The organism is Thermus brockianus, from assembly GCF_001880325.1.
Lineage (GTDB): Bacteria > Deinococcota > Deinococci > Deinococcales > Thermaceae > Thermus > Thermus brockianus.
In genome coordinates this window covers 183,933-206,216 of record NZ_CP016312.1, presented here as the reverse complement: position 1 = coordinate 206,216, position 22,284 = coordinate 183,933, and the positions used below count along the sequence as shown (strand labels likewise).

At 65.5% G+C, this 22,284-nt stretch carries 23 protein-coding genes and 1 pseudogene; 11 read left to right on the top strand and 13 right to left on the bottom strand.

Annotated features, from left to right (window positions below):
• Window positions 1-74 precede the first annotated feature (74 nt).
• Together A0O31_RS01030 and A0O31_RS01025 are read right to left on the bottom strand one after the other, a co-directional pair.
• On the bottom strand, window positions 75-1,007 hold the full coding sequence (locus tag A0O31_RS01030; RefSeq protein WP_071676303.1) for an SDR family oxidoreductase: 933 nt from the start codon (window positions 1,005-1,007) through the stop codon (window positions 75-77).
• Between the two features lie 45 nt (window positions 1,008-1,052).
• Complete coding sequence (locus A0O31_RS01025) at window positions 1,053-1,619, bottom strand: thioredoxin family protein (protein ID WP_071676302.1); 567 nt, start codon at window positions 1,617-1,619, stop codon at window positions 1,053-1,055.
• A gap of 68 nt (window positions 1,620-1,687) precedes the next feature.
• Here A0O31_RS01025 and A0O31_RS01020 point away from each other — a divergent pair, with 68 nt between their 5' ends.
• From A0O31_RS01020 to A0O31_RS01010, 3 genes are read left to right on the top strand one after another with little or no spacing between them, the layout of a single operon-like run.
• Window positions 1,688-4,126 carry a cation-translocating P-type ATPase gene (locus A0O31_RS01020; RefSeq protein ID WP_071676301.1) on the top strand — a complete coding sequence of 813 codons (2,439 nt, stop codon included), beginning with the start codon at window positions 1,688-1,690 and terminating at the stop codon, window positions 4,124-4,126.
• Window positions 4,123-4,572 carry a CBS domain-containing protein gene (locus tag A0O31_RS01015; protein ID WP_038030137.1) on the top strand — a complete coding sequence of 150 codons (450 nt, stop codon included), beginning with the start codon at window positions 4,123-4,125 and terminating at the stop codon, window positions 4,570-4,572. The genes A0O31_RS01020 and A0O31_RS01015 overlap by 4 nt, the downstream gene beginning before the upstream one ends.
• A complete protein-coding gene (locus tag A0O31_RS01010; protein ID WP_038030139.1) occupies window positions 4,569-5,534 on the top strand; it encodes a sodium:calcium antiporter in 966 nt (321 codons plus the stop codon). The genes A0O31_RS01015 and A0O31_RS01010 overlap by 4 nt, the downstream gene beginning before the upstream one ends.
• On the opposite strand, the gene A0O31_RS01005 is transcribed toward A0O31_RS01010, so the two are convergent.
• The 11 genes and pseudogenes from A0O31_RS01005 to mglB form a co-directional block, all read right to left on the bottom strand.
• The gene (locus A0O31_RS01005) at window positions 5,498-5,959 is read right to left on the bottom strand and encodes a universal stress protein (RefSeq protein ID WP_071676300.1); all 462 of its coding nucleotides are present in this window, start codon (window positions 5,957-5,959) and stop codon (window positions 5,498-5,500) included. The genes A0O31_RS01010 and A0O31_RS01005 overlap by 37 nt on opposite strands.
• A 3-nt stretch (window positions 5,960-5,962) precedes the next feature.
• Entirely contained in the window at window positions 5,963-7,693 is a 1,731-nt protein-coding gene (locus A0O31_RS01000) for a ribonuclease J (RefSeq protein WP_071676299.1), read from the bottom strand.
• 56 nt (window positions 7,694-7,749) lie between these two features.
• Window positions 7,750-9,893: pseudogene (gene pnp, locus A0O31_RS00995) on the bottom strand (polyribonucleotide nucleotidyltransferase).
• A gap of 58 nt (window positions 9,894-9,951) precedes the next feature.
• Window positions 9,952-10,221 carry a 30S ribosomal protein S15 gene (gene rpsO / locus A0O31_RS00990; protein WP_071677878.1) on the bottom strand — a complete coding sequence of 90 codons (270 nt, stop codon included), beginning with the start codon at window positions 10,219-10,221 and terminating at the stop codon, window positions 9,952-9,954.
• Between the two features lie 62 nt (window positions 10,222-10,283).
• The gene (locus A0O31_RS00985) at window positions 10,284-11,438 is read right to left on the bottom strand and encodes an MFS transporter (protein WP_071676298.1); all 1,155 of its coding nucleotides are present in this window, start codon (window positions 11,436-11,438) and stop codon (window positions 10,284-10,286) included.
• Window positions 11,435-11,920, bottom strand: coding sequence for a hypothetical protein (locus tag A0O31_RS00980; RefSeq protein ID WP_152024379.1), 486 nt, complete (start codon window positions 11,918-11,920; stop codon window positions 11,435-11,437). Before A0O31_RS00980 ends, A0O31_RS00985 begins: the two co-directional genes overlap by 4 nt.
• Window positions 11,921-11,984: 64 nt before the next feature.
• Entirely contained in the window at window positions 11,985-13,673 is a 1,689-nt protein-coding gene (locus A0O31_RS00975) for a b(o/a)3-type cytochrome-c oxidase subunit 1 (protein WP_071676297.1), read from the bottom strand.
• A 3-nt stretch (window positions 13,674-13,676) separates the two neighbouring features.
• Entirely contained in the window at window positions 13,677-14,183 is a 507-nt protein-coding gene (locus tag A0O31_RS00970; protein WP_071676296.1) for a cupredoxin domain-containing protein, read from the bottom strand.
• Between the two features lie 3 nt (window positions 14,184-14,186).
• Entirely contained in the window at window positions 14,187-14,291 is a 105-nt protein-coding gene (locus A0O31_RS00965) for a cytochrome c oxidase subunit 2A (RefSeq protein ID WP_071677876.1), read from the bottom strand.
• A gap of 189 nt (window positions 14,292-14,480) precedes the next feature.
• Window positions 14,481-15,071, bottom strand: a complete 591-nt coding sequence (mglA, locus tag A0O31_RS00960) for a GTPase MglA (protein WP_071676295.1) — start codon at window positions 15,069-15,071, stop codon at window positions 14,481-14,483.
• A gap of 1 nt (window position 15,072) precedes the next feature.
• Window positions 15,073-15,564, bottom strand: a complete 492-nt coding sequence (gene mglB / locus A0O31_RS00955) for a GTPase-activating protein MglB (protein WP_071676294.1) — start codon at window positions 15,562-15,564, stop codon at window positions 15,073-15,075.
• A gap of 17 nt (window positions 15,565-15,581) precedes the next feature.
• On the opposite strand from mglB, the gene A0O31_RS00950 reads away from it, so the two are divergent.
• From A0O31_RS00950 to accC, 8 genes are all read left to right on the top strand, one after another.
• Window positions 15,582-16,907: a M20/M25/M40 family metallo-hydrolase gene (locus A0O31_RS00950; protein ID WP_071676293.1), complete on the top strand. Its 1,326-nt coding sequence runs from the start codon at window positions 15,582-15,584 to the stop codon at window positions 16,905-16,907.
• Window positions 16,908-16,912: 5 nt separating this feature from the next.
• Window positions 16,913-17,794, top strand: coding sequence for an agmatinase (speB, locus tag A0O31_RS00945; RefSeq protein ID WP_071676292.1), 882 nt, complete (start codon window positions 16,913-16,915; stop codon window positions 17,792-17,794).
• Between the two features lie 28 nt (window positions 17,795-17,822).
• A complete protein-coding gene (locus A0O31_RS00940) occupies window positions 17,823-18,710 on the top strand; it encodes an alpha/beta hydrolase family protein (RefSeq protein ID WP_071676291.1) in 888 nt (295 codons plus the stop codon).
• Between the two features lie 11 nt (window positions 18,711-18,721).
• Window positions 18,722-18,886 carry a hypothetical protein gene (locus A0O31_RS12935; RefSeq protein WP_203226797.1) on the top strand — a complete coding sequence of 55 codons (165 nt, stop codon included), beginning with the start codon at window positions 18,722-18,724 and terminating at the stop codon, window positions 18,884-18,886.
• 6 nt (window positions 18,887-18,892) lie between these two features.
• Window positions 18,893-19,795 carry a quinate 5-dehydrogenase gene (locus A0O31_RS00935; RefSeq protein ID WP_071676290.1) on the top strand — a complete coding sequence of 301 codons (903 nt, stop codon included), beginning with the start codon at window positions 18,893-18,895 and terminating at the stop codon, window positions 19,793-19,795.
• Window positions 19,792-20,346, top strand: coding sequence for an elongation factor P (gene efp, locus A0O31_RS00930; RefSeq protein WP_071676289.1), 555 nt, complete (start codon window positions 19,792-19,794; stop codon window positions 20,344-20,346). Before A0O31_RS00935 ends, efp begins: the two co-directional genes overlap by 4 nt.
• Before the next feature lie 109 nt (window positions 20,347-20,455).
• Window positions 20,456-20,947 carry an acetyl-CoA carboxylase biotin carboxyl carrier protein gene (accB, locus tag A0O31_RS00925; protein ID WP_071676288.1) on the top strand — a complete coding sequence of 164 codons (492 nt, stop codon included), beginning with the start codon at window positions 20,456-20,458 and terminating at the stop codon, window positions 20,945-20,947.
• Complete coding sequence (gene accC, locus A0O31_RS00920) at window positions 20,944-22,281, top strand: acetyl-CoA carboxylase biotin carboxylase subunit (RefSeq protein WP_071676287.1); 1,338 nt, start codon at window positions 20,944-20,946, stop codon at window positions 22,279-22,281. The genes accB and accC overlap by 4 nt, the downstream gene beginning before the upstream one ends.
• Window positions 22,282-22,284: the final 3 nt, after the last annotated feature.

Genomic DNA, 22,284 nt, shown 5'->3' with positions numbered 1-22,284 from the left:
AGGGGAGCGAACCCGCGGCAACCACGGGCCTGGGGCTAAGCGCTCGTGGGCCTTGGATGGGGGCGGGCGGTGGGTTAATCCTTCCGGAAATACGCCACCGTGCGCCGGATGCCCTCCCTAAAGCCCACCTCGGGCCGCCAGCCGTGGGCCATGAGCTTTAGGGGGGAGAGGACGCTCCGCTCCAAATCCCCTGGGCGCGGGGGGGCAGCCTTCACCTCGGGCGTTTTCCCTACGGCCTCGGCCACGGCCTCCAGGACCTCCTTGGTGGTGTGGCCTTCCCCGGTGCCCACGTTGTAGACCCCTTCCAGGCCCCTTAGGGCCAGGTGGTGGGCCCGCACCACGTCCTCCACGTAGATGTAGTCCCGCACGCACCCTTCGTCCCCGGGGGTCTTGCGGGCGTAGAGGGTGACGGGCTCTCCCTTCAAGACCCTTTCGGCGAAGATGGCCACCACCCCGGCCTCCCCGTGGGGGTCTTGGCGGGGCCCGTAGACGTTGGCGTAGCGCAGGGCTACCCACTTGAGGCCGTAGTTTTGGCCGTAGGCGGAAAGGTAGTGTTCAAAGCTGGCCTTGCTGGCGGCGTAGGGGCTTTTGGGCCTAGGGGGCCAGGTTTCCTCGGCGCTTTCCCCTTCCGGAACCTCCCCGTAAATGGCTCCGCCCGTGGAGGCGAAGACCAGCTTCTCCACCCCCCACTTGCGGCAGGCCTCGAGGAGGTTTAGCCCCCCCATGAGGTTCACCTCAAAGTCCAAAAGGGGGTTTTCCACGCTGACCTTCACCGAGGCTTGGGCGGCTTGGTGAGAAACGTGGGTGGGGCGGAACTCGCGGAAGACCCGTTCAAGCCCCTCTTTGTCCCTAAGGTCCACCTTGTAGAAGTAAATCCCCTGGGGCACGTTTTCCCGCTTGCCCGTGGCCAGGTTGTCCAGGACCGCCACCTCCACCCCTTCTTTCCATAGGCTTTCCACGATGTGGCTGCCGATGAAGCCGGCACCGCCTGTGACCAGAACGCGCATATAACCTCCTTGGACGCAGGGCGCCCGCCCCATTTTAAAGAGGTCTTAGCCCACCTTCACCTCGGGCTCGTTGCCCGGCTTCCACTTGATGGTGCACCCAATGGCGGGGGCCTCGGCGAGGGGAGGGTTTTGGCCCTGGAGGAGGGCTTCTATGGCCGCCTCGAGGTCGTGGCTTTGCACCTTGGTGGGGTCCTTGGGGCTGTCGTTCACCCGGCCGTGGTAGCGGAGGAGCCTCCTTTCGTCAAAGAGGAAGACCTCGGGGGTCCTCAGGGCCTTGTAGGCCTTGGCCACCTCCTGGCTTTCGTCCAAGAGGTAGGGGAAGAAGATGCCGTGCTCCTTGGCGAAGGCCACCATGCCCTCGGGGCTGTCCTCGGGATACTTCCCGTAATCGTTGGGGTTGATGCCCACGAAGGCTACCCGGCCCCGGTACTTCTCCGCCAGGCTCACGATCTCCTGGATGGAGCCCTTCACGTAGGGGCAGTGGTTGCACATGAAGATCACGGCCAAGAGGGGTTCCTGGAACTGGGAAAGCCGGTAGCGTCCTCCCCTGGGGTCGGGGAGCTCGGCATCGATAAGGGGGCTTTCCAAGGGAAGCTCGGGATACTGCAACATGCGGTTATCTTAGCGTAAGAGTCCGGGGAGGACAATAAGCCCCTTCGGGCCTTGGTATAATCCGCACCATGCGGGGGCTTACCTCAGAGGAGGCACAAAGGCGCTTGGCGGAGTACGGTCCCAATGCCCTTCCAAAGAAGCCGCCCGAGCCCCTTTGGCGCAAGTTCCTGCGCCAGTTTCAGAGCCCCCTCATCTACATCCTGTTGTTTGCCCTCCTGGTGGACCTGGGGCTTTGGCTTTACGAGGGAACCCATGGCCTTCCCCTAGAGTCTTTGGCCATACTGGCCATCCTGCTTCTCAATGCCGGGCTCGGAACCCTGCAGGAAAAGCGTTCGGAGGAGGCCCTAAGGCGCCTTGAGGCCCTGGCGGAGCCCATGGCCTGGGTCCTCCGAGATGGTCGCTTCCAGCACCTCCCCAGCCGGGAGATCGTGCCCGGGGATGTGGTGCGCCTGGAGGCAGGGGACCGCATACCGGCAGATGGGGTGCTCCTGGAGGCCAGCGGGGTCTTGGTGGATGAAAGCCTCCTTACCGGGGAAAGCGTTCCGGTGGAGAAGAGGGTAGGGGACGAGGTCTTTTCCGGCACCCTGTTGGTGCGGGGAAGGGCCCTAATGGAGGTAAGCCGTACCGGCCTAAGGAGCGCCATGGGCCGCATCGCGGGGCTTCTTTCGGAGATGGAGGAGGAAAAGACCCCGCTGGAGCGGCGCCTCGAGGCCTTTGGCCATCGGGTGGCTCGCTGGGTGCTGGTCCTCGCCGCGGCCCTGGTGGTTCTGGGCTTTCTGGTGGAGGGCCTTTCCGGCAAGGTCCTCCTCTTCGCCGTGGCCCTGGCGGTGGCGGCGGTGCCTGAGGGGCTTCCTGCGGTCCTCAACCTGGCCTTGGCCCTGGGGGTAGAGCGGATGGCCCGCCGCAAGGCGGTGGTGCGGCGCCTTGCTGCGGTGGAGGCCTTGGGGAGCGTCACCGTTATTGCCACCGACAAGACGGGTACCCTCACGGAGAACCGCATGGAGGTGCAAAAGGTGGTCGGGCCGGACCCCCATGGAGCCCTCCTGGCCATGGTCCTTTGCAACGACGCCGACCTGGAAACCGGGGCGGGGGACCCCTTGGAGATAGGCCTTTTGCGTTATGCAGCGGAGCACCTGGACGTGAGGCGGGTCCGCCAAGAAAACCCCAGGCTTTCCGAAAGACCCTTTGACAGCGCTTGGAAGTACATGCGGGTTACCACGCCCCAGGGTAGCTTCCTCAAAGGGGCTCCCGAGGCCCTTATCCCTCGCCTTGCTCTAAGCCAAGAGGACAAGGCTTCCCTTTTGGAACAGGCGGAAGCCTATGCAAAGGAGGGCTTTCGGGTGCTGGCCCTAGCCCATGGTGAGGGTGAGAAGGAAGAGGAGTTAAGTTTTCTTGGCTTTGTCCTCCTCCTGGATCCGCCCCGCCCGGAGGTGCCGGAGGCGGTGGCCCAGGTTTTGAAGGCGGGGGTCAGGGTGGTGATGGTGACGGGGGACCATCCGGCCACTGCCTTGGCCATCGCCCGTAAGGTGGGCATTCCCGCTGAGGTGGTGGCCACCGGGGAGGAGATAGGGGAGCTCTCCGATGAGGAGCTTCTTGAGGTAGACGTCTTTGCCCGGGTCAAGCCGGAAGACAAGCTGAGAATCGTGGAGGCTTTCCAGAAGGCTGGAGAGGTAGTGGCCATGACCGGGGATGGGGTGAACGATGCCCCGGCCCTGAAGCGGGCGGACGTGGGGGTGGCCATGGGCCAGCGGGGCTCAGACGTGAGCCGGGAGGTGGCGGACCTGGTCCTTATGGACGACAACTTCGCCACCATCGTGGCGGCCATTGAGGAGGGGCGAAGCACCTACGAGAACATCCAGAAGTTCATTCGCTTCCTCTTCTCCACTAACCTCTCTGAGGTCTTGGTGGTGGCCTTGGGCATGGTGTTTGCCGCTCTCCTCAACCTCAGGGACGAGGCTGGGTACCTGCTTCTTCCCCTCACCGCGGTGCAGATTCTCTGGATCAACCTGGTGACCGATGGCCTTCCCGCCCTTGCCTTGGCCCTGGACCGTAATCCCGGGGTATTGGAGCGGCCGCCCAGGCCCAAGGACAGCCCCCTTTTGGACGCTCCCTCCTTGCGGTTCATCCTCCTCACGGGAACCATCAAGGCCGCCTTTGCCTTGTCGCTCTTGGCCCTTCTGCCGGGATGGGGGCGGATCCAAGCCCCTTTGGGTGCCGCCGAGGTGGCGCGTACCGCCACTTTCCACTTCATGACCCTGGGCCAGCTCTTCTTCGCTTACGCTGCTCGGCACACCCACCTGATGCCCCTGCCCAACCCGTATTTGCACGGGGCTGTGGCTTTGGGCATCGTCATTCAGCTCCTGCTGGGCACCCTGGCCCCGGGAGTTTTGGAAGCCGTTCCGGTGCCCGCATGGATCTGGGGGCTGGCCTTGGGTATGGCTCTCCTTGCCTGGCTCATGGCTGAAGGAATAGACCGGTTAGTATGGCGGAAGGAGGTTAAGAGATGAAGGCCAAGGACGCCATGACCAGCCCAGTGGTGAGTGTGCTTCCGGATACCTCCCTGGCGGAGGTGGCCCAGCTGATGTTGGGGAAAGGAATCGGGAGCGTGCTGGTGGTGGACAAAGAGGGCCGCTTGGTGGGCATTGTGACGGAAAGCGATTTCCTTAAGGAACGGGGCGTGCCCTTTTCCACCTTTCGGGCCCCCATGCTTCTGGGTCGCTTCCTGGGTTCTGACGGCCTGGAAGCAGTTTTGGCGGAGGCCAAGAGTACCCGGATAGAGGAGATCATGAGCAGCCCGGTGCACGCCGTGGGGCCGGAGGAACCGCTTTCCCGCGTCTTGGAGCTCATGCTGGCCTACGACATCAACCACGTTCCCGTGGTGGATGGGGAGGGTAAGCCTCTGGGGATCATCACCCGGTTTGACCTGCTCCGCCTGCTTCAGTCCCAGCTATGACCTGGCTGGCCTTCTTGGCGGTGGCCTTGGTCATCCTCCTGGCTGGGCGGCAGGTGGCCTTTTACGGGGATGTGCTATCGGAAAAGACCGGCCTCGGCCGCACCTTTATGGGGCTTTTCCTGGTGGGTATCACCACCAGCCTCCCCGAACTCTTCAACGTCACCAGCGCTGCCCTTCAGGGCCTCCCCGATATCGCCGTGGGGAACCTCCTTGGGGCCAGCATGGTCAACTTTCTTCTGCTCACGGTGCTGGATGCCGTCCATCCCCGTCCCCTCACCGTCCGGGCCAGCCAGGGGCACGCCTTGAGCCTGGGACTCGTGGTCCTCCTGTTGGCGGTGGCAGGGCTTGGCCTTTTGGCAGAGCGGGGTCTGGGGCGAGTCGGATGGTTTGCCCTGGGGCTTTTTCCCCTGTACCTTTTGGCCCTGTGGCTTTCCTTTCGCTACGCCAGGCGTTTCCCCCACGATGAGGTCCTCGAGGAGGAGGCCTACGCCCAAATTCCTTTGAGAAGTGCCTTGGGGCGCTACCTCCTGGGGGCTGGGGTTTTGGTGGGGGCGGCGGTCTTGCTTCCGGATTTGGCCGAGGCCCTAGCCCGGGAAACCGGGCTGGGCCAGGCCTGGGTGGGCACCTTCTTGGTGGGGTTGGTCACCACCTTGCCTGAGGCCACGGTGACCCTGGCGGCTGCCCGCCTGGGGGCGGTGGACTTGGCCCTGGGCAACGTGGTGGGGAGCGTGATGTTTAACAGCTTTCTGCTCTCCTACGCGGATGTCCTGGCGCCTGGCCCGCTGCTGATCCAGGTGGGGGGAAGCCATCTGCTGAGCGTCCTGGTGCTTTTGGGTATGGCAGGGACGGTGCTCACCGGGCTCATGTACCAGAGCCTGAGAAAGCTATGGGTCCTGGCCTACGATTCCTGGGCCATCGTGGCCCTTTACCTGCTTGCGGCTTCGCTTCCGCTGGTGCGGTAGGGGACTACCAGGACCGGTTTGGAGCTTCTGCGGACCACCTCCTGGGTCACGCTACCCAAAAGCACGGCATCCAACCCCGTCCGTCCGTGGGTGGCCATCACCAAAAGATCGTGCTTTCCCGCCTCCTTAAGGATGACCTCCGCCGCCCGCCCCTCGAGGAGATGGGCCTCAAATCCCACCCCGAGCTCCTCCGCCATGCGGGTGGCCCGGTCCAAGGCGGCCATGCCCTCTTTCCGCATGTCCTCCACCAGGGCCTGGTAGTAGGGAAGGGTTTCCGGGCCCAGGAAAAGCCTGGGCCCTACGGGCTCCAGCACGTAGAGAAAGGCCACCCGGGCCCCCAGGGCCTTGGCCAGGCGGAGCCCCTCCTTTACCCCAGCTTCGGCGGCCGGGCTTCCATCTGTGGGAAGAAGAAGGCTTCGGTACATGATTCACCCCTCGATGACCACGGGAAGGATCATGGGATCCCGGCCCGTGGCCTTCTTCAGGAACTTTTTCACCGGGAAGTAGATGTCGTCCCGGATGCGTTCCAGGGTCTTCTTCTCCCGCACCCCGTTTTGCAGGGCCTCGAGGGCCATGCGCTTCACCTCGCCCAAGAGCCGCTCCCCGGCCTTGACAAACCCCCGGGACACCACCTCCACCACCGGGTCCTGGCTCGCTAAGGCGGTGATGACCACGATTCCCTCCTCGGCCATGTGCTGGCGGTCGGCCAGGATCTCCTCGGTGATGTCCCCAACCCCCAGGCCGTCCACATAGAGGACCCCGGAGGGCACCTGGCCCACCTTCTCAAAGGTGTCCCGGGTTAAGCGGTAAATGGCCCCGTTCTCCCCGATGAGGGTTTTCTCCGGGGGACGGCTCATGGACTCCGCCAGCCACTTGAAGTTGGTCTGGTGGCGCACCTCCCCGTGCCAAGGGAGGAAGAAACGGGGGGTGGTGAGGTTCAGGATCAGCTTCAGCTCCTCCTGGGAGGCGTGCCCCGAGGCGTGAACCTTGTAGGTAGGGGGGTAGAGGACGTAAGCCCCCAGGGCGTAGAGCCGGTTGATGACCCGGTTCACCGCCTCCTCGTTGCCGGGGATGGGGCTACTGGAGAGGATCACCGTGTCCCCGGGCTTGATGGCCATCTTGGCGTGGCCTTCAAAGGCCAGGCGGTGGAGGACGGACATGGGCTGCCCCTGGCTTCCCGTGGCCAGGATCAGCACCTGGTGGTCGGGGAGGTCCTTGACCTCCTCGAGGGTGTAGAGGCGGTCCTTCACCTTGAGGTAGCCCAGCTCCATGGCGATGCGGCTGAACCGCACCATGCTCCGCCCCTCCATGGCCACCTTGCGCCCGTACTTCTCCGCCGCCCAGATCACCGCCTGGATGCGATGGATGTGGCTGGCGAAGGTGGTGACGAAGACCCTGCCCGGGGCCCGGCCGATGACCCGGTCCAGCTCCTTGGCGATCTCCATCTCGCTCGGGGTGTAACCGGGGCGCTCGGCGTTGGTGGAGTCGGCGATGAGGAGCAAGACCCCTTCCGCCCCCGCCTGGGCCACCTTGGCCAGGTGGGAGAGTTTACCGTCTATGGGGGTGGCGTCCAGCTTGAAGTCCCCGGTGTGCACGATGGTGCCGATGGGGGTGCGGATCACCACCCCGGAGTTGTCGGGGATGGAGTGGGTCATGCGGAAGAGGTCCAGGGTGAAATACCGCCCCACCTGGATGCGGTCATCGGGGGAGACCTCCTTCAGGTTGAAGGCGCCGGGCCTCAGGCCAAACTCTTCCAGTTTGCCCTTTAGTAGCCCCAGGGTGAGCCTGGCCCCGTAGATGGGCACGGGGCTTTCCTTGCCGAAGACCATGGGCAGGATGAAGGGGAGGCCCCCGATGTGGTCCTCGTGGCCGTGGGTGAGGACCCAGGCCTTGATGCGGTGGCGGTTTTCCACCAGGTAGTCCACCCGGGGGATGAGGAGGTCCACCCCGGGCATCCCCTCGTCGGGAAAGGCCAGCCCCCCGTCTAGGACAAAGATCTCGTCGCGGAAGCGAAAGGCGGTGATGTTCTTGCCGATCTCCCCCATCCCCCCTAGGGGGACGATTTCCACGGCGTCCTGGGCGCCCCCCGTTAGGGCCACCGGGGCCTCTTGCGGGCGTTTCTTGCGCCTTCTCCTGGGCTTGCGCTCTTGTGTTTCCATAAACCTCCTATTTTCCCGGCTAGGCCGGGATTACGGCTTGGGGAAACCCCCAGGGGCTAGCCCCGCCGCCTGGGGGGGATTTTGCCTTCCAGCTCGGGCCGGATCAGGTCTATCTTGCCCCGCTCGTCAATGCGGTGGACCTTGACCTTGATCACGTCCCCCACCTTGAGGTGGTCCTCCACCCGCTCCACCCGGCCCGGGGCGATCTGGCTGATGTGCAGGAGGCCTTCCGTGCCAGGGAAGAGGCTGATGAAGGCCCCGAAGGGAGTGATTTTGGTGACGGTGCCCTCGTACACCTCGCCCACCTTGGCCTCGCGGGTGAGGTCTTCTATGCGCTTCTTGGCCTTTTCGGCCGCCTCGAGGTCGGCGGAGTAGATGCGCACCGTCCCGTCCTCCTCAATGTCCACCTCCACCCCAAGCTCTTCCAAGGCCCGCACGTTCTTCCCGCCGGGCCCGATGACCAGGCCGATCTTCTCCACGGGCACCTTGAGGCTGAGGATTCTGGGAGCGAAGGGCTTGAGCTCGGGCCGCGGGGCGGGGAGGACACTTTCCATGATGGAGAGGATCTGAAGCCGGGCTTCCCGGGCCTGCATCAGGGCTTCCTTGAGCACCTCCCGGGGCAGGCCGCCCACCTTGTTGTCCATCTGCAGGGCGGTGACCCCATCCCGGGTGCCCGCCACCTTGAAGTCCATGTCCCCAAGGGCGTCCTCGAGGCCCAGGATGTCCGTGAGGATCACCGCCTTCTCCCCCTCCCAGACCAGGCCCATGGCCACCCCGGCCACGGGCTTCTTGATGGGCACCCCGGCGTCCATGAGGGCGAGGCAGCCGGCGCAGACCGTGGCCATGGAGCTGGAACCGTTGGATTCCAGCACGTCCCCCACCACCCGGATGGTGTAGGGGAAGCTCTCCTGGGGCGGGAGCACCGCCTTAAGGGCCCTTTTGGCCAGGTTGCCGTGGCCCACCTCCCGCCGGGAAACCCCCCTGAGCCGCTTGACCTCCCCCGTGGAATAGGGGGGGAAGTTGTAGTGGACCAGGAAGGGGTCGGTCTCGTCAATGCCCAGGTCGTCAATGATCTGCTCGTCCCGGCCCGTGCCCAGGGTCACGGTGCCCAAAACCTGGGTCTCCCCCGGGTGAAGATGGCCGAGCCGTGGGCCCGGGGCAGGACGTCCACCTCCACCCAAATGGGCCTCAGGTCCTTGGGGCCACGGCCGTCCGCCCGCTTGCCCTCCTCCAGGACAAGGCGCCTTAGCTCCCGCCGCACCACCTCGTCAAAGGCGCTCTCGTAAAGGGGCTTTCGGCTCTCGTCCGGGGTGCCGTCCTCCCTCTTGGGGAGGAGTTCGGCCACGAGGGCCTCGGCGAAGGTGGAGAGGGCCCGGCTCCTTTCCCCTTTGCTCGCCGTCTGCAAGACCTGGGAAAGCCCCCGCTCCAGGGCCAGGCGGTAGAGGGCCTCCTTCTCCTCCTCGGGGAGGGTTTCGGGGGGCGTCCAGGCCATTTTGGGCTTGCCAAGGGCTAGGGCCATCCTTTCCTGGAGGTCCAGGATGGGTTGCATCTCCTTGTGGGCGAACTCCAGGGCCTGGACCAAGGTCTCCTCGTCCACCTCCTGTGCCCCGGCCTCCACCATGAGGATGGCCTCCCGGCTCCCCGCCACCACCAGGTCCAGTTGGCTCTCCTCCATCTCCTGGAGGGTGGGGTTCAGGACGAACTGGCCTCCGATGAGCCCCACCCGCACGGCGGCCACGGGGCCTTCCCAAGGGATGTCGGAAAGCATCAGGGCGGCGCTCGCCCCGATGGGCCCTAGGATGTCCGGGGGGTTCTTCTGGTCCGCCGAGAGCACCGTGAGGATGACCTGCACCTCGTGGCGGAAACCCTTGGGGAAGAGGGGCCGGATGGGCCTATCGGTCATGCGGGCGGAGAGGATGGCCTTCTCCCCCGGGCGCCCCTCCCGGCGCATGAAGCTTCCCGGGATCTTGCCCACGGCGTAGTGGCGCTCCTCAAACTCCACGGTGAGGGGCAGGAAGTCCGCCTGGACAGGCTCTTCGGAAGCTTGGGCCGTGGCTAGGACCACGGTGTCCCCGTAGCGCACCAAAACGGAACCGGAAACCTGCTTGGCGTACTTGCCCGTCTCTAGAACCAGGGGGCGCCCCGCCACCTGGGTTTCGTAACGGAAGGCTTGGGGTGTGTTGGCTGTGGCTTGCGGCATACGTTCCTCTAAGCGAAAGGCGGAGCCCTAAGGCCCCGCCCCCGACCTAAACCCCAGTTTACTTCCTCAAGCCTAGTTTCTCAACCAGCGCCCGATAGCGCTCGGGGTCTTCCCGCTCCAGGTAGCGGAGAAGCCTCCGGCGTTGCCCCACCAGCATGAGGAGGCCCCGGTGGGAGTGGTGGTCGTGCTTGTGCACCTTGAGGTGCTCGGAGAGCTTGTTGATGCGCAGGGTGAGGAGGGCCACCTGCACCTCGGTGCTCCCCGTGTCCCCGGGGAAACGGGCGAACTCCTCAATAACCTTCTGCTTTTCTTCCTTGGTGATGGGCATCTTTACCTCCGTCAGGGGGGAAGGCGCTTTGAGCCCCTTCCTCCTCAAAGCCCCTCAGGGCCTCAACCAGGATAGGCCCCTTTGGCCTTTCCGTCAAGGAGAAAGAGGAAAAGGGCGAGGAGGGCGAGGCCCGCCCCCACCCCGAAGGCCACCTCGGCGCCGAAAGCCTGCCATAAGAGCCCAAAAAGGAGGCTTGCGGGGAGAAGGAGCACCCCCACCACGGTGTGGTAGAGGCCAATGGCGCTGGCCTTGGCCTCCGCTCCGACCAAGGTGGCGAGGTAGGCCCGGCTACTCCCCTCAAAGGCGGCGGAGTAGAGGGCATACAGGAGCAAAAAGGCCACGCCCCAAGGGGCGCTTTCCGCCCAGGCGAAGCCCAGGTAGACCAGGGCGTAGAGGAAAAACCCCAAGGCCACCACCCGCCTGAGGCCCACCCGGTCCGCCAGGCTCCCCAAGGGGTAGGAAAGGAGGGCATAGAGGAGGTTGTAGGCGGTATAGGCCAGGGCCACTGCCTCTTGGGAAAGCCCGAGGTCCTTCAGGCGGAGGAGGAGGAAGGCGTTGGAGGACAGGGCCAAGGCGAAGAGGCCCGAAAGGAGGAGGAAGCGGCGGTAGGCGGGGGGCATGGCCCCAAGGCGGAGGGGGGGGAGGTGGGAGGAGGGGGGCCTCGAGGCGGGTTCCCGCACCAGGAACAAGGCCAAGAAGGCCAGGCCCGCGGGCACGGCAGAGGCCCAGAACACCCCCCGCACCCCCACGTGGGGGAGGAGGAGGTAGGCCAAAAGGGGCCCTAGGGTGGCCCCCAAGGTGTCCAGGCCCCGGTGGAGGCCGTAGGCCCGGCCCAAGGCCCCTTGGGGCACGCCCTCCGCCAAGAGGGCGTCCCGGGGTGCCGTGCGAAGCCCCTTACCTGTGCGGTCCAAAAAGCGGTAGAGGAGGACGTGAAAGGGGCTTTGGGCCAGGGCGAGGAGGGGCCTTAAGAGGGCGGGAAGGCCATAGCCCAAAAGGAGAAGGGGCTTGCGCCGGCCCAAACGGTCGGAGATCCTTCCCCCCACCACCTTGAAAAGGCTCGCCGTGGCCTCGGCTACCCCCTCCACCAGGCCCAAGGTGCTCACCCCCGCACCCAGGCCCGTGAGAAAAAGGGGCAGGAGGGGGTAGACCATCTCGCTCGCCACGTCCATGAGGAAGCTGACGAGCCCCAGGAGGTAGACCAAGGGGGGAAGCCTCATGGCCGGTGTTTCAGGTAAAGCCCCAGGAGGAGGGGTTCGGGAAGGGTCATGAGGAGGGAGAGGGGGTCCAAGGGCGCTGGGGCCAGCCAGGCTGGCCCTAAAGGGGTGCTAAAGGGAAGGGGCAGGGTCCGGGTCCCAAGGAAGAGGAGAAGGAAGACCGAGGAGAGCCCCACCCCCACCCGCCACACCCAAGGGGCAAAGGGCGGGTCTTGGTCGGGGTACATGAAGCGCAGGACCAGAAGGAGGAGGGCATAGGTGGCCTTGAGGGCGAGGAGGGCGAGGAAGAGTTGGCCGTAGAAGTAGTACTCGCTCACGAGACCGTAGCGCACCGCCTCGGCTTCCGTGATGCCCAAGGCGCTCCCGCATAACCCCTGGCCCAGGGCGCCCCCAAGCCCCAGGCCCAGAAACTGCAGAAAAAAGGGGAGAAGGCTTAGGGCCACCGCCCAAGGAAGCCCCGGACCGGAAACGAAGCCCACGGCCATACTTTTTCCCCCGCCTTAAAAAAGGTCAAGGGCCGGGGCTTTTCCGGCCCTTGACCCAGGGCGCTCACCAAAGCCGCACGCCCGGTACCGGGTTCAGGTTGCTGAAAAGCTGCACCAGGGTGGGCCCGTAAGCCAACACCACCAGGATCACCGCCACGGCGAACCAGAAGCCGATGCGGTCCATGGCCTGGACGAGCCGCCGGTCCTCGGGGCCGGAGATCACCTCAGCGAAGGGTACCGGGGTCTCGGCGAGCTCTGGCCGCCTTTCGCGCCCCAAGAGGACGCTGAAAAGGCCGTAGATGAAGAGGATGAGCGCCAAAAGCAGGATGACGCCCGCCAGGATGTTGAAGACCATGGGAAGGGCGGCTTGGGGGTAGGCGTCCGGCACCTGGGCGATGTAGGCCCGCCGGGGCACGTTGAGAAGCCCAGCCCAGTGGAGGCCCAGCGCCATGACCATCATGCCGATGAACCAAAGCCACACCACCGCCAGGCCGAGGCGCTTTTGCCCATCGGAGATGGGCTTGCCGGTGAGGTTGGGGATGAGCCACCACAGGGAGCCCATGGCGGTGAGGGTGACGAGGTTCGCCACCTGGAGGTGGAAGTGGCCGGGAATCCAGGCGGTGTTGTGCACCACGTAGTCCAGGGTGAAGCTGGCGTTCACGATGCCGCCCGCCCCGCCGGGGATGAAGCCGATAAGCCCAAGCACGGGGGCCACGAAGGCCGGGTTGTCCCAGGGAAGGGCCTTGATCCAGCCGAAAAGCCCTTTTCCGCCCCGCATCCTCCCGGCGAACTCCAGGCTTGCGGCGATGGTGAAGGCGGTCATGAGGCTCGGCACCGCCACGAAGAGGGTGAGGATGGAGTGGATCATCTTCCAGGTGGGGTCAATCCCGGGGTCGGCGAACTGGTGGTGGAACCCCACAGGGGTGGAGAGGAGGAGGAAGAGGAGGAAGGCGAGCCGGGCCATGGGGTCGGACACCAGCTTCCCGCCCGCCTGCTTGGGGAGGATGGCGTAGATGATGGCGTAGGCGGGCAGGAGCCAGAAGTAAACGATGGGGTGGCCCGTCCACCAGAAGAGGGTGCGGGCCACCAAGGGGTCAACCCCCTGGATGAGGCCAAAGGACCAGGGTAGGAGGAACAGGACGGCCTCGAGGACCAAGCCGATGGAGGCGATCAACCACATGAGCCAGAAGACCACGGCCATGTAGGTGACCAAGGGGGTCACCTTCCCCGGGTTTTGCGCCTTCCAACGGCGCCAAAGGTCCCAAACGATGTAGATGCTCACCCAGGTGGAAAGGACGAAAACGCTGGCCCCCAGGTAGAAGGCCCAGTGGCCCTTGAGGGGCGGGTAGAAGGTGTAGAGGACCGTGGCCTCGTTGGCGAGAAGGGGAAGGGCGGCCACCACGAGTCCGAGGAAGGCCATCCACCAGGAAAGCCACATGAGGCCCATGTTGGGCCTCATGTTCAGCTCCCGCGCCGGCAGATAGACCATGATGGCCTGGGCGAAGAGCTGGGTGAAGACGATGGCGTTTAGGACCCCGTGCAGGGTGAGGCCCTGGTAGTAGGACTGGACGAAGGGGAGAAGGCGCTTAAGGAGGGGGTAGGCGTCCACGTTCCCGTAGTTCAGGGCCTGGAAGGGGCCAAAGAGGCTTCCCACGATGACGGCGAGGAAGCCCAGGACGAGGAAGTAGAGGGTGGCCTTCTTTTCCGGATAGGCCTCGTAGATGCGGCTAATCTCTCCCGTACGCACCGCCATGGCTCACTCCTTCACCACGATCTTGCCGAACATGTTCTGGTGGCCGATGCCGCAGTACTGGTTGCAGATGATGCGGTACTCCCCAGCCTCCTTGAAGGTGTAGCGCACGGTGGACACCTCGCCGGGAAGCACCTCCACGTTGATGTTGGTGCCCTCCACGTGGAAGCCGTGGATTACCTCGGGGCTCGTGATCTTGAAGATGATTTCGGCCCCCTTGGGCACTTCAATGGGGTTGGGCTGGTAGCCGTAGGCGAAGGCCAGGACGTAGACCGTGTACTGGTTCGGGCCGGTTTGGACCACCGCCTGGGTGGGGTCAGCCCAGGGGCCTTCCGTGCGCACGGTGGCGGGGTTGACCCGCTCCAGCTTGCCCGCAGGAATCGCCCCGGCGGTATGGGTGGCCAAGGTGTAGGCGATGAGGGCGATGAAGACGATGAGCATGGCTAGCGAGAAGGCAAGCCAACCCTTCTCGTAGGCCAGGATGGCCTTGTGCGCCTTGTGTTCGTCCACCATGGCTTACCCCCTAGCGAAGAAAAGAGCGTATACCCCCAGCCAGAAGACCAAGATGGTGAGGGTGAGAACTACAATTACTCCTATGGCGCCAACCGGTTTTTCCTCCATACCCTTCCTCCCTAACGGCCGTTGCCGTATACGGGGGATATGGTAGCGAAAAGCCCCAAGGAGGGTGAAGTACATTTGTCCCTTTGGTAGTGCTAAGGAAAGGACAAAAGTCCCTTCCCCTTTTCGTATACGGGAGGGGGGTAAATGGCGCGGGCCGGGGTAGCCCCCGGCCCTTCTGTTTCGCTTGCCTTACGCCCCGCTTCCCACCCGGGCCAGGACCAGGCGGCTCACTTCCTTGAGGGTTTCAAAAACCCCCTTGCCCTCCGTGGCCACCGCCTCAAACACGGGGAAGCGCCCTTCCGGGTCCACCACCGCCCGGACCATTTCCACGGGGAGGGCGTCGGGGAGGTCGCGCTTGTTGATCTGGAGGACCACGGGAAGGTCCTCCACCTTAAGGCCGTACTCCGCCAGGTTTTCCCGCATGTTGCGCATGCTTTCGGCGTTGGCCCGAAGGCGGTTTGGGGCGGAGTCGGCCACGAAGACGATCCCGTCCACGCCCCGAAGGATGAGCTTGCGGCTGGCGTTGTAGAAGACCTGCCCGGGCACCGTGTAGAGGTGGAAGCGGGTCTTAAAGCCCTTCACCTCCCCTAGGTCCAGGGGGAGGAAGTCAAAGAAAAGGGTCCGCTCGTCCTCAGTGGCTAGGGAAACCATCTCCCCCTTCCGCCCCTCGGGGATTTTGCCGTAGATCCACTTGAGGTTGGTGGTCTTGCCCGAGAGGCCCGGGCCATAGTAGACGATCTTGAAGTTGATCTCGCGGTTGGCGAAGTTGATGGTGCTCATGCTAGTTGCCAAAGAGCTCGTCCAAGAGGGCCTTGGCCTCCTCGCGGTACTGGGTGTCCAGGTTGAGCTTGGGCGGGTTGGCCATGGCCTCCTCGGCCAGGCGGGCCAAGGCCTCCGCCGCCCGCTTCCCGTAGAGCTTCACCTTGCCCAAGGGAGCGTTCTCGTCAAAGACGAGGACCAAAAGGGCGTGCTCCCCGGCCTCGTCCACGTAGAGGCCCATGCGTTCGCCCTGGTGAACGACCTCCTGGAAGCGGGCCTCACCCAAAAGCTTGGCCAGCGCCTGGGTGGCGGCGGCGTTTCCCGCCACCAGGGTGGCGAGGGAGTCCAAGGGCGGGGGCTTGGGAGCCCATAGGGCCTCCTTGTGGGCCAGGACGAAGCCCTTGCGGTCTATGAAGAGGGCGTACCGGGCCCCGGTTTCCCGAAGGGTTTCCTCCAGGACGTCCATGGCCCGCTCGTAGGGGCCTCCGTAGAGGACTAAGGAGGGTTCCACCATAGTATGCTCAGTCTACCATGAGGCCTTTTCTAGAGGAGGCAAGGGCGCTTCTTGCCGAGCTCGTGGCCCTGCCCACGGTGAGCGCCGAGGGCCGGGGTTTGGCGGAAGGGGCAGAGAGGGTGGCGGCGCTTCTGGAAAGCCTGGGCCTAAAGGCGGAGCTTCACCCGGGCTATGGCCCCCCGGTGGTGTACGCCGAGGGGGGAGAAGGGGAGAAGACCCTTTTGTTCTATAACCACTACGATGTGCAACCCCCGGACCCCCTCGCGCTTTGGGAAAGCAACCCCTTCACCCTCACGGAGCGGGACGGGGCTTGGTATGGCCGGGGCACCCACGACGACAAGGGCGAGCTGGTGGCCAGGCTCATGGCCTTAAAGCTTTTCCGGGAAAAGCACGGGTTTTTGCCCCGGGTGAAGTTCGTGGTGGAGGGGGAGGAGGAGGTGGGAAGCCCCCACCTCGAGGCCTACGTGGAGGCCCACGCCCCCCGCCTCCAGGCGGACGCCATCCTGTGGGAAGCGGGGGGCGTGGATGCGGCGGGGCGGCCCTACCTCTACGCCGGGCTTAAGGGGATCGTGGCCTTGGAGCTTAGGGTGCGCACCGCCCGCTTTGACCTGCACTCCTCCTACGGGGCGGTGGTGGAAAACCCCATCTACCGCCTAAGCCGGGCCTTGGCCTCCTTGAGGGACGAGGAGGGGAGGGTCCTCATCCCGGGCTTTTACGCCAAGGTGCGCCCCCTCACGCCCTTGGAGCTTGAGGTGCTCTCGGAAATCCCCGACGAAAGCGAAGCCCTGAAGGAGGCCTTTGGCGTGCGGGACTTCTTGGGCGGGGCGAGGAACCTGGAGTTTAACCAAAGGCTCTACGCCGAGCCCTGCGTCAACCTCAATGGCTTCCACTCGGGCTACGGCGGGCCGGGCTCCAAGACGGTCCTCCCGGCGGAGGCCTACGCCAAGCTGGACTTCCGCCTGGTGCCGGACCAGGACCCCGAGGAGGTGCCCATCCTCCTCCAGCGCCACCTCGAGGCCCAAGGCTTCCACGACGTGGAGGTGGTGGTCCTGGAAAAGGGAGAGCGCCCCGCCCGCTCCGACCTCGCCCACCCCTTCGTGGGCCTGGCCCGAAAGGCCCTGGAGGAGGCTTTTGGGGCGAGGGCGGTCCTCTACCCCAACATGGCGGGGTCTGGCCCCATGTACCCCTTCCTCCACCACCTGAAGGCCCCGGCGGTGGGCCTGGGGGTGGGCTACCCGGGAAGCCGGGTCCATAGCCCCAACGAGCACATCCGCATCCAGGACTTTGAGCGGGGCACCCTGGCCATCCTGCGCCTACTGGAGCGCTTCTTCGGTATCCTCTAGGGGCTATGCGCCTCGTTTTTGGCGAACAGGACACCCCTTACGAGGCGGCGCGGGTGGTGGTTTTGCCCGTGCCCTACGACCTTTCCCTCTCCTTTCTCCCGGGGGCCCGGCGGGGTCCCGAGGCCATCCTCCTGGCGAGCCGGGAGCTGGAGCCTTTTCTCCTGGAGCTCGGCATTGCCCCCGAGGAGGCGGGCATCCACGCCGCCGAGCCCGTGCCCTGGGTGGCGGGAAGCGCCGAGGAAAGCCACCGCCTGATCCGGGAGGCCGCTTTGGCCCACCTCCAGGCGGGGAAGTTCCTGGTGGCCCTTGGGGGGGACCATTCCATCACCCACCCCTTGGTCCTCGCCCACCGGGAGGCCTTGGGGGAGTTCTCCCTCCTCCACATTGACGCCCACGCCGACCTCTACCCGGAGTGGCAGGGCTCCCCGTACTCCCACGCCTCGCCCTTCCACCGCCTCCTCCTCGAGGGCTTCCCCCTGGTCCAGGTGGGCATCCGGGCCATGGACCGGGACTCGCTTCGCCTGGCGCGGGAAAGGGGTGTGGCCCTCTTCCCCGCCCACCGGCTTCACCGGGAAGGGCTTCCCCTAAAGGAGATCCTCGCCGCCTTGGGGAAGCGGGTCTACATCAGCTTTGACTTTGACGCCCTGGACCCTTCCCTCATGCCCAGCGTGGGCACCCCCCTGCCGGGGGGGCTTTCCTACCGCCAGGCGGTGGACCTCCTCGAGGCGGTCTTCGCCGAGAAGGAGGTGGTGGGGATGGACTTCGTGGAGCTTTCCCCAAACGGCCAGTTCCACGCCGAGATGACCGCTGCCCAGCTCGTCTACCACGCCATCGGGCTTAAGGCCCTAAAGGCGGGGTGGCTTGCCCCGGAAGGGGAGCACAGTTAGCCCGGGCCTTTCCCCTTAGCCTGGGGGCATGCGCCAGGTAGCCTTCGCCCTGGGCTTCCTCGCCCTGGCCTGGGCCCAGGTCTCCACCCTTCCCGAGCTCCGGAGCCGGACCTACGGGGAAGGGGGCTTCCGCGTGGAGCGGGTCCTGGAGGAAGGGCCCCGCTTCACCCGGGTCCAGTTCTCCCACCTTTCCGAGGGCCTAAGGGTCCACGGCTTCGCCAACCTCCCTCGGGGCAAAGGGCTCTTCCCGGTGGTGGTGGTCCTCCACGGCTACGTGGAACCGAGCCGCTACCGCCTCCTGGCCTACACCGCCCGCTACGCCGACTGGCTCGCCGGGGAGGGGTTTCTCGTCCTCCACCCCAACTACCGGGGCCACCCCCCCTCGGAGGGCGCCCCCGCCCGGGGGCTCCGCCACGCCTACGCCGTGGACGTCCTCCACCTCCTCGCCGAGGTGCGCAAAGGGGCCTTCCCCCAGGCGGATGCGGGCCGCATCGCCCTCTTGGGCCACTCCATGGGGGGCGGCATCGCCCAGGTGGTGAGCCTGGTGGACCCCGGGCTCAAGGGGGTGGTCCTTTACGGGAGCATGAGCGGGGACGAAAGGCGGAACCTGGAGCGGATCCTCCAGTGGTCCGGGGGTGCCCGGGGGAGGGAGCTTTTTACCCTCCCCCCTGAGGCCCTGCGCCAGGCCTCCCCCTGGACCTACCTGGGGGAGCTCTCTGTGCCCTACAGCGTCCACCACGGCCTCAAGGATGCCCAGGTGCCGCCCGAGTGGTCCTGGGAGCTTTGCCGGAGGCTCAAGGCCCTGGGGAAGCCCGTGGAGTGCTTTAGCTACCCGGCGGGCCACCTCTTCCAGGGGGAGGCGGACAGGCGCTTTCGCCAGCGGGTCCTGGCCTTCTTGGGGCGGGTCTTGCGCTAGGGGGAAGGGGTATGGGGGCGTTTTTGGGTAACCTGGAGGCCCTCTTCCTGGCCCTGGCCTTTGGGAGCCTGGTCTTCGGCCTCCTAGCCCGCCTCCTTGGGGTGCGCCGGGTCTGGCCCTTCTTCCTCCTCGCCGCCCTCTTCCTAGCCCTTGGCCTTCGTTTTGGGCTACAATAGCCCCCCGTGGCCAAGCGCGTGGTTTCGGTTTCCCTGGGCTCTAGCCGCCGCGACTCCGTGGCGGAGGTGGAGCTTCTGGGGGAGAGGGTGGTTTTGGAAAGGCGGGGTACGGACGGGGACCTAGAGCGGGCGGTGGCCCTGATCCGGGAACTGGACGGCCAGGTGGACGCCATCGGCCTAGGGGGGATTGACCTCTACCTGGTGGCGGGGGGGAGGCGCTACGTCATCAAGGACGCTAAGCGCCTCAAGGAGGCAGCGCGGAAGACCCCGGTGGTGGACGGCTCCGGGCTCAAGCACACCCTGGAGAGGCGGGCCGTCGGGGAGCTCGCCCCCCTAATAGACTGGAAGAACACCAAAGTGCTCCTCCCCTCCGCCGTGGACCGCTTTGGCCTGGCGGAGGCCCTCTGGGAGGCGGGGGCCAAGGTGCTCTACGGGGACTTCATCTTCGCCCTGGGCCTGCCCATCCCCCTCTACCGCCTTTCCCTCTTGCAAAAGCTCGCCTACCTCCTCCTTCCCGTCCTCACCCAGCTTCCCTTCCGCCTCCTCTACCCCACGGGCGAGGCGCAGGAAAAGCAGGTCCTGGACTGGCGGACCCGGTACTACGCCTGGGCCGATCTCGTCGCTGGGGACTGGCACTACATCCGCCGCTACATGCCCGAGGACATGCGGGGGAAGACGGTCCTCACGAACACCACCACCGAGGAGGACCTGGCCTTCCTCAGGGCCAGGGGGGTGAGGCGCCTCATCACCACCACGCCCCGCCTAAAGGGCCGAAGCTTCGGCACCAACGTCATGGAGGCCCTCTTGGTGGCCTTGGCCGGGCGGGAACTCGCCGAGGCCGACTACCTCCGGTATATTGACCTCTTAGGGCTTAAGCCCCAGGTCTTGGACCTAGAGGAGGAAGCATGATCAGCGTGACCGACCTGCGACCGGGAACCAAAGTGAAGATGGAGGGTGGCCTCTTTGAGTGCGTGGAGTACCAGCACCAAAAGATCGGCCGCGGTGGGGCGAAGGTGGTGGCCAAGTTCAAGAACCTGGAAACCGGGGCCACCATTGAGCGCACCTTCAACTCGGGGGAAAAGCTCGAGGACATCTACGTGGAAACCCGCGAGCTCCAGTACCTTTACCCCGAAGGGGACGAGCTCGTCTTCATGGACCTGGAAACCTACGAGCAGTTCCACATGCCCAAGGACCGGGTGGAGGCGGCCCGCTTCCTGAAGGAGGGGATGACCGTCCTGGGGGACATGTACGAGGGCCGCCCCCTCAAGATCACCCCGCCCACGGTGGTGGAGCTTAAGGTGGTGGACACGCCGCCTGGGGTGCGGGGGGACACGGTTTCCGGGGGGTCTAAGCCCGCCACCTTGGAAACGGGGGCGGTGGTGCAGGTGCCCCTTTTCGTGGAGCCCGGTGAGGTCATCAAGGTGGACACCCGCACCGGCCAGTACGTGGGCCGGGCCTAGCCCAAGGGGTGCCTGGGGGCCCGGCCATCCGGGCCCCTTTACGTTTTGACCCGGTCCAAGGGAGACAGACCCTCCCCATAAGGTAAGCTTTATGCCACGAGGTGCTTCTATGACGCCCAAGGAGCTAAAGCAGATCCTGCAAGCCTTGGTGGAACACGGGGTAAGCGAGCTCACCCTGGAAACCCCCGACTACAAGCTCACCGTGCGGCGTGGGGGAGAGGTGCAGGTGGTGGCGGTGCCCCAAACGGTGCCCACCCCTGCCCCGGTCCTGGCCCCCCTGCCCCAGGCGGAGGCCCCCGCACCCCCTCCGCCCGCCCCGGTGGAGGCGCCCAAGCCCCCTGCCCAGGACGAGTGCGCCGGGTGCGTGGAGATCCGCGCCCCCATCGTGGGCACCTTCTACCGGGCTCCCGCTCCCGACGCCCCGCCTTACGTGAAGGAGGGGGACCGGGTGGAGAAGGGCCAGGTCCTCTGCATCATTGAGGCCATGAAGCTCATGAACGAGATTGAGTCCGAGGTCTCCGGCATCGTGAGGAAGATCCTGGTGCAGAACGGGGAGCCCGTGGAGTACGGCCAGCCCCTCTTCCTCATCCAACCCGTATGAAGAAGGTCCTCATCGCCAACCGAGGCGAGATCGCCCTAAGGATTATCCGGGCTGCCAAGGAGCTCGGCATCAAGACGGTGGTGGCCCACTCCACCGCCGACGAGAAGAGCCTGCCCGTCCTTTTGGCGGACGAGGCCATCTGCATCGGTCCGCCCCCTTCGGGGCAGAGCTACCTGAACATCCCAAACCTCCTCTCCGCCGCCATCGTCACCGGGGCCGACGCCATCCACCCGGGCTACGGCTTCCTGGCGGAGAACGCCACCTTCGCCGAGATGTGCCGTGAGCACGGCATCACCTTCATCGGCCCTACCCCGGAGAACATGCGCGCCCTCGGGGATAAGGCCACGGCCCGCAAGGTGGCCCGGGAGGCGGGCGTGCCCACGGTGCCCGGCACGGACGAGATCGCCAGCGTGGAGGAGGCCAAGCGGGCGGCCCTGGAGATCGGCTACCCCGTGATCCTCAAGGCCTCCGCGGGCGGGGGTGGGCGGGGGATGCGGGTGGTGCACACGGAGGAGGAGCTGGAGCGGGCGGTGCAACAGGCCCAGGAGGAGGCCCGGGCCGCCTTTGGCAACCCCGCCATCTACCTGGAGAAGTACATTGAGGAGCCGAAGCACATAGAAATCCAGGTCCTGGGGGATGGAGAGAGCGTCATCCACCTCTGGGAAAGGGACTGCTCCATCCAGCGCCGCCACCAGAAGCTCTTGGAAGAGGCCCCAAGCGTCCTCCCCTACGAAACCCGCAAGGCCATCGCCGAGGCGGCGGTGCGCCTGGCGGCCCACGTGGGCTACGTTTCCGCCGGCACGCTGGAGTTTTTGGTGGACAAGGAGGGGAACTTCTACTTCATTGAGATGAACACCCGCATCCAGGTGGAGCACCCCGTGACGGAGATGATCACCGGGGTGGACCTGGTGCAGGCCCAGTTCCGCATCGCCCAAGGGGAGAAGCTTTGGCTGAAGCAGGAGGACATCGCGGTGCGGGGCCACGCCATTGAGGTGCGCATCAACGCCGAGGACCCCGAGAAGGGCTTCAGGCCCTCCATCGGCAAGGTGGAAACCCTTCTCTTCCCGGGCGGGCCCGGGATCCGGGTGGACAGCCACCTCTACGCCGGCTACCAGATCCCGCCCCACTACGATAGCCTCATCGCCAAGATCATCGCCTGGGCCCCCACCCGGGAGGAGGCCATCCGCCGCATGGAGCGGGCCCTTTCCGAAACGGTGATTGAGGGCCCTGGCCTCAAGACCACCATCCCCTTCCACCAAAAGGTCCTGCAGAACGCCTTCTTCCGCCGGGGGGCGGTCTACACCAACTTCGTGGCCCGGCGCATGGAGCTGTAGACT

Bases quoted from the DNA above. Each gene is read 5' to 3' on its own strand.
- A0O31_RS01030 (WP_071676303.1), bottom strand. From the start codon at position 1,007: ATGCGCGTTCTGGTCACAGGCGGTGCCGGCTTCATCGGCAGCCACATC.
- A0O31_RS01025 (WP_071676302.1), bottom strand. From the start codon at position 1,619: ATGTTGCAGTATCCCGAGCTTCCCTTGGAAAGCCCCCTTATCGATGCC.
- A0O31_RS01020 (WP_071676301.1), top strand. From the start codon at position 1,688: ATGCGGGGGCTTACCTCAGAGGAGGCACAAAGGCGCTTGGCGGAGTAC.
- A0O31_RS01015 (WP_038030137.1), top strand. From the start codon at position 4,123: ATGAAGGCCAAGGACGCCATGACCAGCCCAGTGGTGAGTGTGCTTCCG.
- A0O31_RS01010 (WP_038030139.1), top strand. From the start codon at position 4,569: ATGACCTGGCTGGCCTTCTTGGCGGTGGCCTTGGTCATCCTCCTGGCT.
- A0O31_RS01005 (WP_071676300.1), bottom strand. From the start codon at position 5,959: ATGTACCGAAGCCTTCTTCTTCCCACAGATGGAAGCCCGGCCGCCGAA.
- A0O31_RS01000 (WP_071676299.1), bottom strand. From the start codon at position 7,693: ATGGAAACACAAGAGCGCAAGCCCAGGAGAAGGCGCAAGAAACGCCCG.
- rpsO (WP_071677878.1), bottom strand. From the start codon at position 10,221: ATGCCCATCACCAAGGAAGAAAAGCAGAAGGTTATTGAGGAGTTCGCC.
- A0O31_RS00985 (WP_071676298.1), bottom strand. From the start codon at position 11,438: ATGAGGCTTCCCCCCTTGGTCTACCTCCTGGGGCTCGTCAGCTTCCTC.
- A0O31_RS00980 (WP_152024379.1), bottom strand. From the start codon at position 11,920: ATGGCCGTGGGCTTCGTTTCCGGTCCGGGGCTTCCTTGGGCGGTGGCC.
- A0O31_RS00975 (WP_071676297.1), bottom strand. From the start codon at position 13,673: ATGGCGGTGCGTACGGGAGAGATTAGCCGCATCTACGAGGCCTATCCG.
- A0O31_RS00970 (WP_071676296.1), bottom strand. From the start codon at position 14,183: ATGGTGGACGAACACAAGGCGCACAAGGCCATCCTGGCCTACGAGAAG.
- A0O31_RS00965 (WP_071677876.1), bottom strand. From the start codon at position 14,291: ATGGAGGAAAAACCGGTTGGCGCCATAGGAGTAATTGTAGTTCTCACC.
- mglA (WP_071676295.1), bottom strand. From the start codon at position 15,071: ATGAGCACCATCAACTTCGCCAACCGCGAGATCAACTTCAAGATCGTC.
- mglB (WP_071676294.1), bottom strand. From the start codon at position 15,564: ATGGTGGAACCCTCCTTAGTCCTCTACGGAGGCCCCTACGAGCGGGCC.
- A0O31_RS00950 (WP_071676293.1), top strand. From the start codon at position 15,582: ATGAGGCCTTTTCTAGAGGAGGCAAGGGCGCTTCTTGCCGAGCTCGTG.
- speB (WP_071676292.1), top strand. From the start codon at position 16,913: ATGCGCCTCGTTTTTGGCGAACAGGACACCCCTTACGAGGCGGCGCGG.
- A0O31_RS00940 (WP_071676291.1), top strand. From the start codon at position 17,823: ATGCGCCAGGTAGCCTTCGCCCTGGGCTTCCTCGCCCTGGCCTGGGCC.
- A0O31_RS12935 (WP_203226797.1), top strand. From the start codon at position 18,722: ATGGGGGCGTTTTTGGGTAACCTGGAGGCCCTCTTCCTGGCCCTGGCC.
- efp (WP_071676289.1), top strand. From the start codon at position 19,792: ATGATCAGCGTGACCGACCTGCGACCGGGAACCAAAGTGAAGATGGAG.
- accB (WP_071676288.1), top strand. From the start codon at position 20,456: ATGACGCCCAAGGAGCTAAAGCAGATCCTGCAAGCCTTGGTGGAACAC.
- accC (WP_071676287.1), top strand. From the start codon at position 20,944: ATGAAGAAGGTCCTCATCGCCAACCGAGGCGAGATCGCCCTAAGGATT.